The organism is Streptomyces sp. NPDC002057, from assembly GCF_040296665.1.
GTDB lineage: Bacteria > Actinomycetota > Actinomycetes > Streptomycetales > Streptomycetaceae > Streptomyces.
The window spans coordinates 89,914-108,577 of the sequence record NZ_JBEOXR010000022.1; the positions used below are offsets into that span (position 1 = coordinate 89,914).

Below are 18,664 nucleotides of genomic sequence, written 5' to 3' on the forward strand. Positions count from 1 at the left end.
GATCGAAAGGTGACCGGATACGCTGGCTTGAGTGAATCGAGCGACACATCGACAATCCATGTGATCCTCGGCAAGCCGTGTGAACGCACCCGCGTGAACGTCAGCAGGCGTCAGCAGACAGGAGACCCCCTCGTGACCGTCGTCGGGCCGTTCGGTCTTAGCGTGCGGGACCAGGCTCTTGAGGCCGATGTCCAGAACGGGTTGGCGGCAGTGGAGGCGGGCCTCCTGGACGCCACCAAGAGCGATGTCCCCTTCATCACGGAGGCCGCGCAGCACCTCGTCCTGGCCGGCGGCAAGCGCTTCCGCCCCCTGCTCGTGATGCTCGCCGCCCAGTTCGGCGACCCCTACGCGCCGGGCGTCGTGCCCTCCGCCGTCGTCGTCGAGCTGACCCACCTGGCCACGCTGTACCACGACGACGTCATGGACGAGGCCGACGTCCGGCGCGGAGTCCCCAGCGCCAACACCCGCTGGGGCAACTCGATCGCCGTCCTCACGGGTGACTTCCTCTTCGCCCGCGCCTCGCACACCCTCGCGGACCTCGGTCCCGAGGCCGTACGCATCCAGTCCGAGGCGTTCGAACGGCTCGTGACCGGCCAGATCCTGGAGACCGCCGGTCCCAGCGACGGCCGCGACCCCGTCGACCACTACCTCGACGTCCTCGGCGGCAAGACCGGCTCCCTCGTCGCCGTCGCCTGCCGCTTCGGCGCCATGATGTCCGGCGCCGACGAGAGCGTCGTCGACACCCTCACCCAGTACGGTGAACGGCTCGGCGTCGCCTTCCAGCTCGCCGACGACGTCCTCGACATCGCCTCCGACTCCCACGAGTCCGGCAAGACCCCCGGCACCGACCTGCGCGAGGGCATCCCGACCCTGCCCGTCCTGCACCTGCGCGCCGCCGCCGCGGCCCACGGACGGCCCGAGGACCTCGCCCTCGTCGAGCTCGTCGACGGCGACCTCACCGACGACGCCCGGCACGCCGAGGCCCTGCGCCGGCTGCGCGCCCACCCGGCCCTGGAGCAGGCCCGCCGGGACACCGTGCGGTACGCCGAGGAGGCCCGCGCCATGCTGGCACCGCTGCCCGACGGCTACGCCAAGGCCGGGCTCGCGGAGATGTGCGACGCGGTGGTCCACCGGGCGGGCTGAGCCGCCGTCCCGCCGCCCGCTCCGTGACTCCGTCCCCCGTACGGCCGGTCCGTCTCAGGGTCGGGTCATCCCGAAGCAGTACGCCAGGTTGATCCCCCGGGCTGACGCATCCTCGCCGCTGCTTTGGTGAGATGGAGTCATCGACCACGGAGGGCCCGCGCAGGGCACGGAGGTAGGGGAGACCATGGCACAGACCCGTAAGGCGAGCCGGTTCATCGTCCCGGTCGCGGTGGCAGGGGTGGCCGCGGCGACCATCGGACTGGTCCCGGCGCTGGCGGCGTCCGGCGACCCCGACCTGCCGGAGATCACGGCCCAGCAGCTCATCGAGAAGATCGCCGCCTCGGACACGCAGACCCTGTCCGGCACGTTCAAGGTCTCCACCGACCTGGGCCTGCCCCTCGACGGCCTCGCGTCCGGCCTGGCCTCCGGCCTCGGCGGCGGTGGCGGCGGCCCGGCCTCGGCGGACCCGACGGAGAAGCTCACCCAGCTCCTCTCCGGCAGCCACACCCTGCGGGTGGCGGCGGACGGCCCCGAGCGCCAGAAGCTGACCCTGCTCGACGGCTCCGACGAGTACAGCCTGATCCACAACGGCGACGACGTCTGGGCGTACGACAGCAAGTCCAACGAGGTCTTCCACGAGAAGGCCCCGGCCGGCGAGGGTCCGTCGCGGGCCCCCGAGGGCGACGCGGAGCTGCCGGGCACGCCCAAGCAGCTCGCGGACGAGGTCCTGAAGGCGGCCGGCGACACGACGTCGATCACCGTCGACGGTACGGCCAAGGTGGCCGGCCGGGACGCGTACCAGCTGGTGATCAAGCCGAAGCAGAGCGGTTCGACGGTCGCGTCGGTGAAGATCGCGGTGGACGCGGCGAACGGCACCCCGCTGAAGTTCACCCTCGCCTCGGTCGAGGGCGGCAAGCCCGTCGTCGACGCGGGCTTCACGAAGGTCGACTTCTCGAAGCCGGCCGCCTCCGACTTCGCCTTCAAGGCGCCCGAGGGCGCGAAGGTCACCGAGGGCGCGGCGGAGAAGGCGGCCGAGGAGGCCGAGGGCGCGAAGGAGAACCCGTTCGGCGACGAGCTGCCCGGGGGCCTCGGGGAGGCCTTCGGCCTCGGAGCGGGCTCCGGCGAGGGCGGCGTGAACGTCATCGGCGAGGGCTGGACGACGATCGCGAAGCTCGACACCGGCGCCCCCGCGCCGAAGACCGACGAGGCGCCGAAGGAGGTCCAGGGGCTCCTGGACTCCCTCGGCGACAAGGTCAGCGGGAAGTTCGGCTCCGGCACCGTCTTCAAGACGAAGCTGGTGAACGCGCTCCTCACCGACGACGGCCGGGTCTACGTCGGCGCGGTCACGAAGGACGCGCTGGTGAACGCGGCGAACGCCGACAAGTAGCGTTCGGCGGAACACGGTTGGGGCCCCGGGCGGGTCGGGGGCGATGGTCACCGACCCGCCCGGGCGTTTCTCGCGGGGCGGCTTACGGGAAGGTGAGCTTGAACCCGTTGATGTAGCCGGTGTCGGCCGAGGCCTTGTCCTGGACGCGGAGCTTCCAGGCGCCGTTCGCGACCTCGGAGGAGGCGTTCACGGTGAAGGTCTGGACGATGTTGTCGGCGCTGCCGCCGGTCCGGTTGTGCAGGTTGTAGACCGAGCCGTCGGGGGCGACCAAGTCGACGACGAGGTCGCCCTTGTAGGTGTGGACGATGTCCACGCCGACGGAGAGGTTGCTCGGGGCGTTGCCGGTGATGCCCGTGACGTTGACCGTGGAGGTCACCGCGGCGCCGTTGTCCGGGACGGACACGTCGGCCGTGTTCTCGAAGACCTTGCCGGTGGGCGGGTTGGTCGTCCCCGCGGAGAGCGTCCAGATCGCGTGCGCGATCGCGTCGCTGTTGCGGTCCAGGGCGGTGTCGTTGATGTTCGACGTCGTGTCGCAGGAGGAGTGGTAGCAGCGGTCGAAGGCCGTGGCCGTACCGCCCCACTTCTGCACCTGGGCACTGGACTTGACCCGGCTGGCGCCCGTGAAGAGACCGCCGACCGGGACGCCGACGTTCTTGAAGGAGGCGTGGTCGGAGCGGCCGTCGCCCTCCGTCTCGATCTCGGTCGGGACGCCGATCCCGGCGAAGTAGTTCTTGAAGGTCGTCTCGATCGCCGGGTCGTCGTCGTAGACGAAGTACCCCGGGTTCGGCGAGCCGATCATGTCGAAGTTGAGGTAGCCGGAGAGCTTGGCGCGCTCGGTGGAGGGCAGCTGGGCCACGTAGTACTTCGAGCCGACGAGACCGAGCTCCTCAGCGCCCCACCAGCCGAAACGCAGGTGCTTGGTGGGCTGGTAGCCGGATCGGGCGACGGCGAGCGCGGTCTCCAGGACCGCCGCGGAGCCGGAGCCGTTGTCGTTGATGCCGGGGCCCGAGGTCACCGAGTCGAGGTGCGAGCCGGCCATCAGGACCTGGTTCGGGTCACCGCCGGGCCAGTCGGCTATCAGGTTGTAGCCGGTGGATCCGCCGGAGGTGAACTGCTGGATGGTGGTGGTGTATCCGGCGGCGTCCAGCTTCGCCTTCACGAAGTCGATCGACGCCTTGTAGCCGGTACGGCCGTGGGCGCGGTTGCCGCCGTTGGCGGTGGCGATCGACTGCAGGTCCGTCAAGTGCTGCTTGACGTTGGCGAGCGGGATGTCGGGCGCGGCGGCAGCCGCGGCCGGGTTGGCCGAGGCGGTGGTGCCGGTGAGTCCGCCGAGGGCGAGCGCCGCGAGAGCGGCGACCGCGGTGACGCGTCTGGGCACGGAGATGTTCATCTGTGGGGGCTCCGGATTCCGAACGGGGATGGGACGGAACGTGCGAGACGCCTCGGGCTTGTGGGCCACGAGGCGCTGGAGCTGTACGAGTGCGTGTGCGGTGTTCAGTTGTTCAGGTGCTCACTTGTTCTGTTGTGCGTGCTGAATGTTCAGTGAGAGTTTGACTTCGCGTCAAGAGCGGAAACCGGTCAGGCACGTTCGCTCAGCGGACGAGCGCCTCCGCCGCCTCCCGCGCCGGCGGAGCGCGTCCAGCGGGGCGCGCCGCCCGGCGGCCTCACCCGGACGGGGAAGGGGATCGCGGGCTTCCGGTGGAGCGGCGAGAGGTAACTCCTTATAGTGGTTACGTGACCCAGGACGCCGCCATGACCCTCCACCACCCCGACGGGCAGCGCTTCCGGTTCGATGCCGGGGCGCTCTGCCTCGAACTCCTCCTCACCGGGGGCCCCGGGCCGGTCGCCGCCCGGTACGAGGTGCTCGACGGGGTCGACGGGCTGCTCGACTGGGTGCGGCGGTGCCGGCTCGCGCCCGGGCTCGACGTGACCGTCACCGACGCGGAACTCGCGGCCGTGCGGGAGGTCCGGGACGCGCTCTGGGGCCTCGCCCTCGCCCGGTCCCGGGGCGCCGCGCTCGACCCCGGGGAGCGGTCGGTGGTCAACGCCGCCGCCGCCGGAACCCCGCTCGCGGCCCTGGTCCGCGCCGACGGCACGCGCGCGTGGGCCCCCGGAGCCACCGGGTCCGGGCTCCTCGCGACCCTCGCCCGGGACGCCGTCGACCTTCTGACCGGGCCGTACGCCGACCGGGTCCGGGTCTGCGGCGCCGACGACTGCTCCCTCCTCTTCGCCGACACCTCCCGCCCCGGGCGCCGCCGCTGGTGCTCGATGGACCGGTGCGGCAACCGCCACAAGGTACGGGCGCACCGGGCCCGTACCCCGCACGAAGGAGACGCGTGATGCCCGTAGGACTGACCCGCGACGCCGGCTGGGAGATCGGCGTCTCGAAGACCCTGCCCCTGCCCGTCGCCACCGTCTGGGACTTCCTGATGAGCGCCGAGGGCCTGGCCCTGTGGCTCGGCCCCGGCGCCGTCCTTCCCGCCGAGGGCGATCCCGCGCTCCGCGGCTTCCGGCCGCGCGACCGGGTCCGCCTCTCGTACGGCGACACCGTCCTTCAGGCCACCGTCTCCCCGGCGAGCGACGGCCGCGCCGTCCTCGGCTTCCACCAGGAACACCTGGCGAGCGCCGAGGAGCGCGAGCGCCAACGCGCCCACTGGAAGAGCGTGATGGCCGAAATCGTTCGCGCCCTCGTCCCGTAGCGCCTCCGGCGGCCCGACCGGCGGCGGCCGGGTCGCTACGGCGTGCCCGGGGCCGGCGCCATCGCCCTCCCGGCCGTCGCGGCGCCGTCGCCGTCCCGCACCCGCAGGTGGTCGAGGAGCCCCTCGGGCTCCGGGTACGGCTCCTCCCGGGGGAGCAGCGGGCGGGCGCCGTCCACGTCGCCGGCCCGGACCAGGTCGCGGACGCGGTGGGCCAGCGGGGTGACGTCGGTGACGGAGACCGTCCACTCGTCCGCGTACCGGCGGGCGGCCTCGCCCGACAGGCCGAGCTGGAGCGAGCGGTACGGGAGGGGCCGGAGGTTCAGGTCGCGCTCCGGGTCCCACTGGACGCGGGCGGGGGCCTCCCGCAACCGCCGCTTCCAGTCGGCCCGGTCGGTGTGGAAGCCGCGCTCGTAGTGCGAGAGGCAGGCGTCGCGCAGGGCCCGTTCGAAGCCCTCACGCTCGATCTCCACGGCGAGGACGGTCTCCTGGCCCTCCTTCGTCCCCCACCCGGAGCGGTACATCATCCACAGGAACGACGGCTTGATCCAGGTCATGCGGTCCCGCTTCCAGGCGGCCGGGAAGCGGCCCTCGCGGGCGGCGGGAAGGCCGATCGAGGGTCTGTACGCCTGGTAGACGGTGACCGTGCGGGCGGTGTGGAGCGCACGGATCCGGTACTTCGGTTCTGCCATGACCCCAGGGTCGGCGAAGCGACCGGGGGAGGGCCACCGGATATCGCGGCCGTCGGCGGTCGGCCGGCGGCCGTGCGGTCCTCCCCGGCGTCAGACCAGTGCGGCCGCTGCCGCCGCCTGCTCCTTGGCGTCGTACTCCTCCCGCGCCGCCGCGATCTCGTTCTGGTGCTGCTCGGTCCAGGTGACCAGGGAGCGGATCGTGACGTGCAGGGTGCGGCCCAGGGGGGTGAGCTCGTAGTCCACGCGAGGCGGGACCACCGGGTGGACCGTCCGCTTGACCAGGCCGTCGCGCTCCAGCTGGCGCAGGGTGACGGTCAGCATGCGCTGGCTGACGCCGTCGATCTCGCGCTTGAGCTCCGTGAAGCGCAGGCGGCGCCGGTCGAGGAGGGCGATGACGAGCAGGGACCACTTGTCGGCGACCCGGTCGAGGATCTGCCGCACCTCGCAGTCCTCCCGGGTGTCCCACTGGAAGGGGTCGGGGTCCCCGTCGTTTCCGTAGGTTCTCGCGCAGTGACTCGGTGACTTCGACATGACTTCGTCCATGACACCCGATGCTCCCGCACAATGCATGCGGTTACAAGACGGAACCGACCCTCGGACTGGTAACCGAATCGGTGACCGGCGGGCGGTCCGCCGACCGATCAGGACGTACGGCCCGCCGGAGGCGTGAGCGTCCCAGCCGTATCAGCGGCCCCAGCGGCCTCCCCCGTGACCGGGACGGCCGCCGCCTCCGCCTCGGACGCCGTGGCCTTCGCGGCCTCGACCGCCGCCCGGCTGCGCCGCGCCGTGCGCAGGGCGTCCCAGGTGAGGATCGTCAGGGCCAGCCAGACGAGGGCGAAGCCGGCCCAGCGCTCCGGCGGCATCGCCTCGTGGAAGTAGAGGACCCCGAGCAGGAACTGGAAGGTCGGCGCCAGGTACTGGAGGAGTCCGAGCGTGGACAGCGGTACGCGGATCGCCGCCGCCCCGAAGCAGACGAGCGGGACCGCCGTGACGATGCCGGTGGCGGCGAGCAGGGCCGTGTGGCCCCCGCCGTGGGAGCCGAAGGCGAGGTCGTCCCGGGTGCCGAGCCAGATCAGGTAGCCCAGGGCGGGCAGGAACTGGACGGCGGTCTCGGCGGCGAGCGACTCCACGCCGCCGATGTTGACCTTCTTCTTCGCGAGTCCGTAGACCGCGAAGGAGAAGGCGAGGGTGAGCGAGATCCAGGGCGGCTGCCCGTACCCGATCGCGAGGACGAGGACGGCGGCGAAGCCGACGCCGACCGCCGCCCACTGCGCGGGGCGGAGGCGTTCCTGGAGGACGAGGACGCCGAGGGCGATCGTGACGAGCGGGTTGATGAAGTAGCCGAGGGAGGCCTCGACGACATGGCCCGTGTTGACGGACCAGATGTAGAGGCCCCAGTTCACCGTGATGACGGTGGCGGCGACGGTGATCAGGCCGAGCTTGCGCGGGCTGCGGACCAGATCGCGCAGCCAGCCCCAGCGGCGCAGCGCGAGCAGGGCGAGGCCGACGAAGGCCAGGGACCACACCATCCGGTGGGCGAGGATCTCCAGCGCCCCGGCGGGCTTGAGGAGCGGCCAGAAGAGCGGGACCAGCCCCCACATTCCGTAGGCGCCGATCCCGTAGAGCAACCCTGCTCGTTCCTCGTTGTCCGTCTTCACCGGACCTCCCGCCCTCTGCCGCGCTGTTCTCTCGAAGGTAGCGCCGCACGGGAGGGGTTGTCATGCCCGTATCGCCATACGGTCATGACAGTTCAGGAAACGTCGAGCGCCGCCTTGATCGTCACGGCGATCGGGGTGGTCGGGCGGCCGATCAGGCGGGAGAGGTCGTCGGTGCGGCGGGCGAGCGCGCCGTGCTCGACGGCCCGGTCGACGTCGACCAGGATCTCGGCGAAGGGGGCGGGAACCCCGGCGCCGGTGAGGATCGCGAGGTGCGTCTCGGCGGGGACGTTGCTGTACGTGATCTCCTGGCCGGACTGGGCGGCGACCTCGGCCGCGTACTCGGCGAAGGACCAGGAGACGTCGCCGCTCAGCTCGTACGCCCTGTTCAGGTGCTCCTCGGCCGGGCCGGTCAGGACGGCGGCCGCGGCGGCGGCGTAGTCGGCGCGGGTGGCGGAGGCGACACGGCCCTCGCCGGCGTTGGCGACGACGGCGCCATGGGCCAGGACCGGCGCGAGGTTCGCGGTGTAGTTCTCGGTGTACCAGCCGTTGCGCAGGAAGGTGTACGGCAGGCCGGAGTCGAGGATCAGCCGCTCGGTCACCTTGTGCTCGGCGGCCAGGTCGAAGTCGGCCTCGTCGCCGCCGAGGACGCCGGTGTAGGCGAGCTGGGCGACGCCCGCGGCCTTGGCGGCGTCGATGACGGCGGTGTGCTGCGGGACGCGCCGGCCGACCTCGTTGGCCGAGACGAGGAGCACCCGGTCGCCGGCCCCGAAGGCCTCCGCCAGGGTCTCGGGACGGTCGTAGTCGGCGATCCGCAGCTCGACACCGCGCTCCGCCAGATCGGCCGCCTTCTCCTTGTCCCGCACGACGGCCGCGACGGACTCGGCGGGGACGGCGGCGAGGAGGGCGTCGATGACGAGGCGGCCGAGCTGGCCGGTGGCTCCGGTGACGACGATGCTCATGGTGTTTCCTTTTCCCGTGGGGTGCGGTGGGCGATGCACTCACCGTACGACGAGCGCTAACCTTTCGAAAGTACCCACTTTGAAGTAAGGTACTGGTATGGAAGTAAGTGGCAAGGTGGTGTCCGGGCCGGGCGGGAAGCCCGACGTGAACCAGCCGATGTGCCCCTCGCGGCTCGTCCTGGAGCACGTCACCAGCCGCTGGGGCGTCCTCGTCCTCGCGGCCCTCATGGAGCGCTCGTACCGCTTCAGCGAGCTGCGCCGCCGGATCGGCGGCGTCAGCGAGAAGATGCTCGCCCAGACGCTCCAGACCCTGGAGCGCGACGGCTTCGTCCACCGCGACGCCAAGCCGGTCATCCCGCCCCGCGTCGACTACAGCCTCAGCGACCTCGGCGTCGAGGCCGCCCGCCAGGTCTGGGAGCTGGCCCGCTGGTCCGAGCGCCAGGTCGCCGCCGTCGACGACGCCCGCGCGCGGTACGACGAGGCGCGTCGCGAGAGCGCTACCGGTTCGTCCCAATGATGTTGTAGCCACGGCGGGTTGGCCTCACGAGTCGTACGATCTGCTCACTGTTCGGGGGAAACCGTGAGGGACCGTGGGGGAACTGTGGTGAACAGGGACCGAAGGCTGCTGCGCGCCTGTTGCGCCGTGCTGGTGGGCGGACTGGTCGCGACGGGGTGCGGCGGCGGAGACGACGGGAAGAGACCCGACGGCAGGAAGAGCCCGGGGAGTACGGGCACGTCGGCCGCTCCGGCCACGGCGGCACCGACCCCCGCACCCACGCCGACCGCCCTCGACTTCGTCCCCGACCCGAAGCGCGCGCCGAAGACCGAGGCCGACGCCAGACGGATCGCCCTCGCCGTCGTCGCCGGCCCCGACGCCTGGGGACCGGACTACGTCAAGCGCACCCCGTACCTCAGCGACCCGGAGTACTGGCCCGTCCTCGGCGCCAACTGCTCGTGGGAGACGGGCTCCCGGCCCTCGACCGTCCTCTACAGCGTCACCGCCTACAGCGAGATCCCCGCCGACGGAGCCCTCGGCGTCCTCCGGGTCGCCTCCACCGTCACCGTCCACCGCACCGAGGCCGACGCCGACTGGGAGATGGCCGGGACGCTGGAGGAGGCACTCCGCTGCCCCGAGCAGAGGCTGCGGGACGGTGAGCGCGTCGCGAGCCTGATCTCCCTCGGCAATCCCTTCGGCATCGGGGGCAACTACACCGCCACCGACGCCCTGGGCGAACGCGGGGTCTACCTCAACGACGCCGTGAAGGGGGAGCAGTTCTACGGCTGGTACCAGTCCCGGATCGGACAGGTCACCGTCGCCACCGTCGTCAAGGGCGCACCCGGCTACAGCGAGGAGCAGACCAGCACCACGGTCGGTACCGTCACCGGCCAGGTCCAGGCCCTCGTCACGATGATCAACCGCGCCAAGGACGAGCTGGAGGTCCAGTCATGAGCCCCACGACCCCCCGGCCCGAGCCCGAGCCCCAGCCCGACCCCCGGCCGGAGCCCGCCGCGCCCCCGTACCCGGCCCAACCCCCCGTCCCGCCCCGTCCCGCGCCCGGGGCGCTGCAGCCGCTGCTGCCCTCCGATCCCTCCGCCCTCGCCGGCTACCGGCTGCTGGGCCGGCTCGGGGCCGGCGGCATGGGCGTCGTCTACCTGGGCCGCACGGAGAACGGCGAGCTCGCCGCCGTCAAGGTCACCCACGCCGACCAGGCCGACCAGCCCGACTTCCGGGCCCGGTTCCGCCGCGAGGTCGAGGCCGCCCGCCGGGTCGTCAGCCCCTGGGCCGTCCCGGTGACCGGAGCCGACCCGGACGCCCCCGAACCGTGGATGGCCACCGCGTTCGTCCCCGGCCCCTCCCTCGGCGAGGCCGTCACCGCCCACGGCCCGCTGCCCGAGCGGAGCGTCCGCGTCCTCGGCGGGGCCGTCGCCCGCGCCCTCGCCGCCGTGCACGCGGCCGGGCTCGTCCACCGCGACGTCAAGCCGGGCAACGTCCTGCTCGCCGTCGACGGCCCCCGGCTCATCGACTTCGGCATCGCCCGCGCGACCGGCGAGACCGCCCTCACCGCCACCGACATGGTCGTCGGCACCCCCGGCTTCCTCGCCCCCGAGCAGGCCGAAGCCCGCACCGAGGCCATCGGCCCGCCCGCCGACGTCTTCGCCCTCGGCTGCCTCCTCGCGTACGCGGCGACCGGCCGCCCGCCCTTCGGCACCGGCGCCGTGGACGCCCTGATGTACCGCACCGTCCACGACGAACCCGACCTCACCGGCGTACCGGACGGCCTCCTCGACCTGCTCCGGGCCTGCCTCGCCAAGGACCCCGCCGCCCGGCCCATCGCCCACGAGGTCGCCGCCCGGCTCGTCGAGGACACCCCGGGCCACGCCGCCGACTGGCTGCCCGCCCCCCTCGTGCGGACCATCGCCGAACGCTCGGCCGGGATGCTCGCGCTCCCCGGGATCGACGCCACCGAGGCGGGCGCCGGACCGGCGGGACCTCCGCGGCGCAGCAGGCGCGGATTCCTGCTCCTCGCCTCCGGCGCCGCCCTCGTCGTGGGCGGCGGCTCCGTCGCCGCCTGGGCGGGGCTCAGGGACGACGGCACCGACGGCGACAGGGACGGAGCGAAGCCCGGCCCGCCCCGCACCACCTGGAAGATCGGGGTCCTCGCCGACCTCTCCGGGCCCGCCAAGGAGATCGGGCTCGCCCAGGAGCGCGGCGCCCGCCTCGCCGTCGAGCGGTTCAACGCCCGCCAGGACAAGCCGTTCACGCTCGAACTCAAGGTCTCCGACGACCGGGGGGACCGCACCACCGCCCTCGCCTCCGCCCGCGAACTCACCACCGATCCGGGTGTCCTCGCCGTCCTCGGACCCACCTCCGACGACACGGGACAGACGGCGCTCCCCGCCTTCGAGGAGTCGGGCCTCCCGCTCGTCACCGTCTCCGCCGGATACAACCTGCTCACCGTCCGGGACAAGCAGAGCCCGCCGAACGCCACGGTGCTGCGCGCGATCCCCCACCACCCCTACGCCGGCATGCACCTCGCCTACGCCGTCACGCTCCTGAAGGCGATCCGCAGGCCCGGAGTCCTCCAGGACCGCACCGAGGACCAGTACAGCTGGCTGCTCGTCAGGGGCGTCCAGTTCGCCTTCGGCCAGGCCGGTCTCACCCCCCACTTCCGCGTGGTCCCGGCCCGGGTGCGGGACTACCGCGGGGTCCTCCGCGAGATGATCGACGCCGGAATGGACGCGTACGTCCACTGCGGAGTCCGCGAGACCGCGGTCCTCGCCGCCCGCGCCCTCAACGAACTCGGCTTCACCGGACCCCGGTTCGGCGGTCAGCACGCCTTCGGGCCGGCGTTCCTCAAGGAGGCCGGCGCCGACGCCGAGGGCTGGTTCTTCGGCACCCCCGTGCTCGACGCCGTCACCCGCAAGGAGGCCGCCGGCTTCGTCGCGGCCCACCGGAAGCGGTTCGGCGCGCCCCCCGCGTACTACACGGGAGAGTCGTACGACGTGGTCACCATGGTCGCCGAGGAGCTCGCGCGGAGCGCGAAGGCCGGTCGAGCCCCCGCGCGCAAGGGGCTCTGGACGGCGCTGCGGAAGCAGAAGTACACGGGCGTCATGGGCGGTTACACCTTCGACGAGAACGGCGACCTCACCAACGGCGGCACGTTCGTGCACGCGGTGCAGAACGGGGCCTACAAGGTGATCGGGCCCGCACCCGTGCTCCCCGCGAACAAGGCGAAGCAGAAGGCCTGATCGTGCGACCACTGCGCAGGGGAGACCCGTCGACGATCGCCGGGTACCGGCTGCTCGGCCGCCTCGGCGCCGGAGGCATGGGCGTGGTCTTCCTCGCCCGCTCCGGCCGCGGGACGCTCGCCGCCGTCAAACTCATCCGGGCCGAGCACGCCGCCGACCCCGGATTCCGGGAGCGGTTCCGGCGCGAGGCCCGCGCCGCCGAGCGGATCACCGGCCGCTGGGTGGTCCGCGTCCTCGGATCGGACCCGGAGGCCAGGGAGCCGTGGCTGGCGACCGAGTACGTGCCCGGGCCCTCCCTCGCCGAGGCGATCGCCCTGCACGGCGCCCTGCCCGAGCCGACCGTACGGGCCCTCGGCGCCCGGCTCGCCTCCGCGCTCGACGACATGCACCGGGCCGGGCTCGTCCACCGCGACGTCAAGCCGGGCAACGTCCTGCTCGCCCTCGACGGCCCCCGGCTCATCGACTTCGGCATCGCCCGCTCCGCCGGGGCGACCGCCCTGACCGCCACCGACGCGATGATCGGCACCCCCGGCTTCCTCGCCCCCGAGCAGGCCCGCGCCGCCGGGGCCGGCGAGGTCGGCCCCGCCAGCGACGTCTTCTCCCTCGGCTGCGTCCTCGCGTACGCGCTGACGGGGGAGCGCCCCTTCGGTACGGGCGGGGTGGCGGCCGTTGTCTACCGCACCGTCCACGAGGAGCCCGACCTCACCGACGTACCGGACACGCTGCTTCCGCTGGTCACCGCCTGTCTGGCGAAGGACCCGGCGGACCGGCCCCCGGCGGCCGAGGTGGGCGCCGCCCTGGGAGGGGCCGACGGCCCGGCGGGCGACTGGCTGCCGCCCGGACTGCCCGCGCTCATCGCCGAGCGCTCCTCACGGGCCCTGGACCTGCCGGTCGCCGAGCCGACCCTGCTCGGACCCTCCGAGCCCTCGCGGGGGATGTCGCGCCGCAGGCTCCTGGTGGGGGGCTCCGCCGCCGCCGTCGTGGGAGCGGGCGGCCTGACCGCCTGGCTGCTGAACCGCGGGCCGGCGGGGACGGGAACGGAGACGGGGCCCGGCACCGTGCTTCCCCGCTACACGATCGGCGTGCTCACCGATCTGAGCGGCCCCACGAAGCTGCTCGGGCGCGCCCAGGAGCGCGGCGCCCGGGTGGCGGTGGAGTCCTTCAACGCCCGCCCCGACCGCCCCTTCGACCTGGTCCTGCGCACCGCCGACGACGGTGGGGACGGGGCGCGGGCCACGGCCGCCGCCCGCGCCCTGCTCAAGGACGAGAACCTGATCGGTGTCCTCGGCCCGACGACGGTCCCCAGCGTCCTTGCCGCGGTGGCCGAGCTCGTCGACCACTTCGTCCCCCTGGTGAGCGTCCTCGCCTCGGTCCCCACCGGCATGACGGTGGAGGGGCAGACCATCAAGCGGACCTACTTCGAGCCCCGCGCCTCTCCCGACTCGATGATCGTCCCCTTCGCGCGCTACCTCTCCGAGCGCGAGTACGTCCGGACCGCCCTCGTGGAGGACCGGGCCGGCGGCCGGTACACCTGGTTCGCGGCCAAGAGCATGAGGGAGACCCCGCCGTCGCAGGCCCGGGGAGGTGTGGCGACCTCCCACCCCGTCGAGAAGGACGACGAGGACTTCGCCGCCGCCGTCCGGTCCGCCCTCGCGACCGACCCGCAGGGCGTGATGTACGTGGGGAACTCGCCGCGCCGGGCCGCGCTCTGCGCCCGGGCCCTGCGCGACCAGGGGTACCAGGGGCTCCGGGGCAGCGTCGAGTACGTGCTCCAGCCGGAGTTCCTCGCGCTGGCGGGACCGGCGGCCGAGGGCTGGTTCTTCGGCACCGGCTACGCCGACCCCGACGGCATCCCGGCGGCGAAGGAGTTCACCGCCCTCTACCGGAAGCGATGGGGGCTGGCCCCCACGACGCCCGTCGAGCCGTACGCCACGGAGGCGTACGACGCGGTCAACTGGACGCTCCAGGCGCTGCACACGACCCTCGGGAACCACGCCGAGTCGGAGGCGACGGGGGTGGCGAACAGTCTGCGGCAGAACCCCTACCAGGGACTCGTCAAGACGTACTCCTCCGCCGGCCGGGAGAACAGTGCCGCGAGCCTCGTCGGTCTCTACCTGTGGCAGGTGAGGAACGGAGTGCCGCGGTTCCTGGGGGAGTTCGCGAAGGCGGCGCTCACGGGTGCGTGACGAAGGCCCGGTCCGTGCGGACCGGGCCCTCGGGCGGGTCGGGTGCTACCCGGCCACCGTCCACGTGTCGTTGCCCGCGAGGAGCTGCCCCAGGTCGCCCTTGCCGTGCTGTTCCACGGCCGCGTCGAGCTGCTCCGCCATCAGCGTGTCGTAGACCGCGCGCTCCACCGACCGGAACACCCCGATGGGGGTCTGGTGGAGGGTGTCCGGGTCCGCGAGCCGGGAGAGCGCGAAGGCGGTGGTGGGGGTGGCCGCGTGGGCGTCGTGGACGAGGATCCTCTCCTCGTTCCCGGGGGTGACCGTGACGACCTGGAGGTCGCCGCTCACCGGGTCCCGGACGACGCCCTTCTCGTTCTCCGCGCCGAAGCGGATCGGCTGCCCGTGCTCCAGGCGGATGACCGCCTCCTTGGCCTGGTCCTTGTCCTTGAGGACCTCGAAGGCGCCGTCGTTGAAGATGTTGCAGTTCTGGTAGATCTCGACGAGCGCCGTGCCGTTGTGGTCGGCGGCCTGCCGCAGCACCTCGGTGAGGTGCTTGCGGTCGGAGTCGACCGTACGGGCCACGAAGGACGCCTCCGCGCCGAGCGCGAGCGACACCGGGTTGAAGGGCGCGTCGAGCGAGCCCATCGGCGTCGACTTGGTGATCTTGCCGACCTCGGAGGTGGGCGAGTACTGGCCCTTGGTCAGCCCGTAGATCCGGTTGTTGAAGAGCAGGATCTTGAGGTTGACGTTGCGCCGGAGCGCGTGGATGAGGTGGTTGCCGCCGATGGAGAGCGCGTCGCCGTCCCCCGTGACGACCCAGACCGACAGGTCGCGGCGGGAGGTGGCGAGGCCGGTGGCGATGGCCGGGGCGCGGCCGTGGATGGAGTGCATCCCGTAGGTGTTCATGTAGTACGGGAAGCGGGAGGAGCAGCCGATGCCGGAGACGAAGACGATGTTCTCCTTCGCCAGACCGAGCTCGGGCATGAAGCCCTGCACGGCGGCGAGGACCGCGTAGTCACCGCAGCCGGGGCACCACCGCACCTCCTGGTCGGACTTGAAGTCCTTCATCGACTGGACGGCCTCGGCCTTGGGGACCAGGTTGAGCAGGGGCTCGGCGTGAGTCTCACTCATCGATGGCCTCCTTGAGAGCGGCGGCGAGCTGCTCGGCCTTGAACGGCATGCCGTTGACCTGGGTGTGGCTGCGGGCGTCGACGAGGTACTTCGCCCGGACGAGGGTGGCGAGCTGGCCGAGGTTCATCTCCGGGACGACGATCCTGTCGTACCGCTCCAGGACCTCGCCGAGGTTCTTCGGGAACGGGTTGAGGTGCCGCAGGTGCGCCTGGGCGATCGGCAGTCCCGCGACCCTGAGGCGGCGGACGGCCGCCGTGATCGGCCCGTAGGTGGAGCCCCAGCCGAGGACCAGGGTGCGGGCGCCGTCCGGGTCGTCGACCTCGACGTCGGGGACGGCGATGCCGTCGATCTTCGCCTGCCGGGTGCGGACCATGAACTCGTGGTTGGCGGGGTCGTACGAGATGTTGCCGGTGCCGTCCTGCTTCTCGATGCCGCCGATGCGGTGTTCGAGGCCCGGCGTGCCGGGCACGGCCCACGGGCGGGCGAGGGTCTCGGGGTCTCGCTTGTACGGCCAGAAGACCTCGGTGCCGTCGGCCAGCTCGTGGTTGGGCCCGGTGGCGAAGAGGGTCCGCAGGTCGGGGAGTTCCGCCACGTCCGGGATGCGCCAGGGCTCCGAGCCGTTGGCGAGGTAGCCGTCGGAGAGGAGGAAGACCGGCGTGCGGTACGTCAGGGCGATCCGGGCCGCCTCGATCGCCGCGTCGAAGCAGTCGGCGGGCGTCCTCGGGGCGACGACCGGCACCGGCGCCTCGCCGTTGCGGCCGTACATGGCCTGGAGGAGGTCGGCCTGCTCGGTCTTGGTGGGCAGACCGGTGGACGGGCCGCCGCGCTGGATGTCGACGACCAGCAGCGGCAGCTCAAGGGAGACCGCGAGGCCGATCGTCTCCGACTTGAGCGCCACACCGGGGCCGGAGGTCGTCGTCACGGCGAGCGAGCCGCCGAACGCGGCGCCGAGCGCGGCGCCGATGCCCGCGATCTCGTCCTCGGCCTGGAAGGTGCGCACCCCGAAGTTCTTGTGTCTGGACAGCTCGTGGAGGATGTCCGAGGCCGGGGTGATGGGGTACGAGCCGAGGTAGAGCGGCAGGTCCGCCTGGCGTCCGGCGGCGATCAGACCGTACGAGAGGGCCAGGTTCCCCGAGATGTTCCGGTACGTGCCGGTGGGGAAGGCCCTGGTCGCCGGGGCGATCTCGTAGGAGACGGCGAAGTCCTCGGTGGTCTCGCCGAAGTTCCAGCCGGCCCGGAAGGCGACGATGTTCGCCTCGGCGATCTGCGGCTTCTTCGCGAACTTCTGGCGCAGGAAGGTCTCGGTGCCCTCGGTCGGCCGGTGGTACATCCAGGAGAGCAGCCCGAGCGCGAACATGTTCTTGGAGCGCTCGGCCTCCTTCCGGGAGAGCCCGAACTCCTTGAGCGCCTCGACGGTCAGCGTGGTCAGGGGCACCGGGTGGACCCGGTAGCCGTCCAGCGAGCCGTCCTCCAGGGGGGAGGTCAGGTAGCCGACCTTGGCCATGGCGCGCTTGGCGAATTCGTCGGTGTTGACGATGATCTCGCCACCGCGCGGTACGTCCGCGATGTTGGCCTTCAGGGCGGCGGGGTTCATCGCGACCAGCACGTTCGGCGCGTCGCCCGGGGTCAGGATGTCGTGGTCGGCGAAGTGCAGCTGGAAGGACGAGACACCCGGCAGCGTGCCGGCGGGTGCCCGGATCTCGGCCGGGAAGTTCGGCAGCGTGGAGAGGTCGTTCCCGAAGGACGCCGTCTCCGAGGTGAAACGGTCACCCGTCAGCTGCATGCCGTCACCGGAGTCACCCGCGAAGCGGATGATCACCCGATCGAGGCGGCGCACTTCCTTCTCGGTGCCGTGGTGGGGCTTCGCCGGGGCGCTGCGCTGCTCCCCGAGCAGGGCCTCACCGGCCTCGCTACTGACCTGGCTGGTCACTGAACTGGACCTCCCTCGCGGCAAGGGGACTCTCCGCCGGAGGCGGGAGAAGGCTCGGGATGCGGTCGGCCGATCACCGTCCGTCCCGAGGCCCACCCTACGACGGCAGGGTGGGCCCTCCCGGGACTTCTCGCATCATGGACCTCTTTTTGAGACGCCCTCTTGCCCTGAATCGTCACGTTCTGTCGCCACCCGGAGCATCCGGAAAGTCGGATTCCGCCTCATCCTTTGGGCCTAGGCCCTCGGGGACGGGCGGCCGCCCTCCCGGGTTCCCCGTGTTGTCTGACAGAGTGTCAGATAGTCAGGATTTCAGATACGTCAACACCGCCAGTACCCGGCGATGATCGCCGTCACTCGGTGAGAGCCCCAGCTTCAGGAAGATGTTGCTGATGTGCTTCTCCACCGCGCCGTCGCTCACCACCAGCGCCTTCGCGATCGCCGAGTTCGTCCGGCCCTCCGCCATCAGACCGAGGACCTCCCGCTCGCGCGGCGTCAGGTTCGCCAGCACGTCCTGCTGACGGCTCCGGCCCAGCAGCTGCTGCACGACCTCCGGGTCCAGCGCGGTACCGCCCCGTGCGACCCGCACGACCGCGTCCACGAACTCACGGACCTCCGCGACCCGGTCCTTCAGCAGATACCCCACCCCCCGGCTCGAACCGGCCAGCAGTTCGGTGGCGTACTGCTCCTCCACGTACTGCGACAGCACCAGCACGCCCAGTCCCGGGTACTCCTTGCGCAGCCGCACCGCGGCCCGCACTCCCTCGTCCGTGTGCGTCGGCGGCATCCGCACGTCCGCGACCACCACGTCCGGCAGGGCCCCCTCCGCCGCCAGCTTCCCGACGGTCTCCACGAGCGCCTCACCGTCCCCGACACCGGCGACGACCTCGTGCCCCAGATCGGTCAGAAGCCTGGTCAGCCCCTCCCGCAACAGCACGGAATCCTCGGCGATGACCACACGCACCCGCCCGTCCCCCTGATCCACACCCACGCCGTACAGCCCCCATGCCCAGTTGTCCGAGTTCTTTCCTACGACCCGGCCAGCATCGCAGGAAGCCCGGCCCGACGCGCCACCCCCGACGCGGGGGCCCGGCGGGGGGGGGGGGGGGGCCGCCCGGGGGCCGGCGCGCGGGGGGGGGGGGCGGGCCCCCCCCCC

The 18,664-nt window shown here is 72.4% G+C and carries 16 protein-coding genes; 8 read left to right on the forward strand and 8 right to left on the reverse strand.

Annotated features, from left to right (window positions below):
- Positions 1-132: 132 nt before the first annotated feature.
- Together ABT129_RS19100 and ABT129_RS19105 are read left to right on the forward strand one after the other, a co-directional pair.
- Positions 133-1,143, forward strand: coding sequence for a polyprenyl synthetase family protein (locus ABT129_RS19100; protein WP_351902393.1), 1,011 nt, complete (start codon positions 133-135; stop codon positions 1,141-1,143).
- Between the two features lie 184 nt (positions 1,144-1,327).
- Positions 1,328-2,530, forward strand: a complete 1,203-nt coding sequence (locus tag ABT129_RS19105; protein WP_351902396.1) for a LolA family protein — start codon at positions 1,328-1,330, stop codon at positions 2,528-2,530.
- An 82-nt stretch (positions 2,531-2,612) separates the two neighbouring features.
- Here ABT129_RS19105 and ABT129_RS19110 read toward each other — a convergent pair whose 3' ends face one another.
- Positions 2,613-3,920, reverse strand: a complete 1,308-nt coding sequence (locus ABT129_RS19110; protein ID WP_351902399.1) for a M28 family metallopeptidase — start codon at positions 3,918-3,920, stop codon at positions 2,613-2,615.
- Between the two features lie 362 nt (positions 3,921-4,282).
- Here ABT129_RS19110 and ABT129_RS19115 point away from each other — a divergent pair, with 362 nt between their 5' ends.
- Both ABT129_RS19115 and ABT129_RS19120 read left to right on the forward strand, forming a co-directional pair.
- Positions 4,283-4,870: a CGNR zinc finger domain-containing protein gene (locus tag ABT129_RS19115; RefSeq protein WP_351902446.1), complete on the forward strand. Its 588-nt coding sequence runs from the start codon at positions 4,283-4,285 to the stop codon at positions 4,868-4,870.
- Positions 4,870-5,229: an SRPBCC family protein gene (locus ABT129_RS19120; RefSeq protein WP_351902402.1), complete on the forward strand. Its 360-nt coding sequence runs from the start codon at positions 4,870-4,872 to the stop codon at positions 5,227-5,229. Before ABT129_RS19115 ends, ABT129_RS19120 begins: the two co-directional genes overlap by 1 nt.
- Before the next feature lie 35 nt (positions 5,230-5,264).
- On the opposite strand, the gene ABT129_RS19125 is transcribed toward ABT129_RS19120, so the two are convergent.
- The 4 genes from ABT129_RS19125 to ABT129_RS19140 form a co-directional block, all read right to left on the reverse strand.
- Positions 5,265-5,918, reverse strand: coding sequence for a DUF4291 domain-containing protein (locus ABT129_RS19125; protein ID WP_351902405.1), 654 nt, complete (start codon positions 5,916-5,918; stop codon positions 5,265-5,267).
- Positions 5,919-6,008: 90 nt separating this feature from the next.
- Positions 6,009-6,461 carry a winged helix-turn-helix transcriptional regulator gene (locus ABT129_RS19130; RefSeq protein ID WP_351902408.1) on the reverse strand — a complete coding sequence of 151 codons (453 nt, stop codon included), beginning with the start codon at positions 6,459-6,461 and terminating at the stop codon, positions 6,009-6,011.
- 98 nt (positions 6,462-6,559) lie between these two features.
- Positions 6,560-7,576, reverse strand: a complete 1,017-nt coding sequence (rarD, locus tag ABT129_RS19135) for an EamA family transporter RarD (RefSeq protein WP_351902411.1) — start codon at positions 7,574-7,576, stop codon at positions 6,560-6,562.
- A 92-nt stretch (positions 7,577-7,668) separates the two neighbouring features.
- Complete coding sequence (locus ABT129_RS19140; RefSeq protein ID WP_351902414.1) at positions 7,669-8,535, reverse strand: SDR family oxidoreductase; 867 nt, start codon at positions 8,533-8,535, stop codon at positions 7,669-7,671.
- A gap of 97 nt (positions 8,536-8,632) precedes the next feature.
- Between ABT129_RS19140 and ABT129_RS19145 the strand changes: the two genes are divergently transcribed.
- The 4 genes from ABT129_RS19145 to ABT129_RS19160 all read left to right on the forward strand — a co-directional run bounded on the left by ABT129_RS19145 (position 8,633) and on the right by ABT129_RS19160 (position 14,471).
- Positions 8,633-9,052, forward strand: coding sequence for a winged helix-turn-helix transcriptional regulator (locus ABT129_RS19145; protein ID WP_351902417.1), 420 nt, complete (start codon positions 8,633-8,635; stop codon positions 9,050-9,052).
- A gap of 87 nt (positions 9,053-9,139) precedes the next feature.
- Positions 9,140-9,985: a hypothetical protein gene (locus ABT129_RS19150; protein WP_351902420.1), complete on the forward strand. Its 846-nt coding sequence runs from the start codon at positions 9,140-9,142 to the stop codon at positions 9,983-9,985.
- Positions 9,982-12,285 carry a bifunctional serine/threonine-protein kinase/ABC transporter substrate-binding protein gene (locus tag ABT129_RS19155; protein ID WP_351902423.1) on the forward strand — a complete coding sequence of 768 codons (2,304 nt, stop codon included), beginning with the start codon at positions 9,982-9,984 and terminating at the stop codon, positions 12,283-12,285. The genes ABT129_RS19150 and ABT129_RS19155 overlap by 4 nt, the downstream gene beginning before the upstream one ends.
- Positions 12,286-12,287: 2 nt before the next feature.
- The gene (locus ABT129_RS19160; RefSeq protein ID WP_351902426.1) at positions 12,288-14,471 is read left to right on the forward strand and encodes a bifunctional serine/threonine-protein kinase/ABC transporter substrate-binding protein; all 2,184 of its coding nucleotides are present in this window, start codon (positions 12,288-12,290) and stop codon (positions 14,469-14,471) included.
- Positions 14,472-14,516: 45 nt separating this feature from the next.
- Here the strand turns inward: ABT129_RS19160 and ABT129_RS19165 are convergent, their stop codons facing one another.
- The 3 genes from ABT129_RS19165 to ABT129_RS19175 form a co-directional block, all read right to left on the reverse strand.
- A complete protein-coding gene (locus ABT129_RS19165; RefSeq protein WP_351902429.1) occupies positions 14,517-15,581 on the reverse strand; it encodes a 2-oxoacid:ferredoxin oxidoreductase subunit beta in 1,065 nt (354 codons plus the stop codon).
- On the reverse strand, positions 15,574-17,511 hold the full coding sequence (locus ABT129_RS19170; RefSeq protein ID WP_351902432.1) for a 2-oxoacid:acceptor oxidoreductase subunit alpha: 1,938 nt from the start codon (positions 17,509-17,511) through the stop codon (positions 15,574-15,576). Before ABT129_RS19170 ends, ABT129_RS19165 begins: the two co-directional genes overlap by 8 nt.
- A gap of 301 nt (positions 17,512-17,812) precedes the next feature.
- On the reverse strand, positions 17,813-18,493 hold the full coding sequence (locus ABT129_RS19175) for a LuxR C-terminal-related transcriptional regulator (protein WP_351902434.1): 681 nt from the start codon (positions 18,491-18,493) through the stop codon (positions 17,813-17,815).
- Positions 18,494-18,664 lie beyond the last annotated feature (171 nt).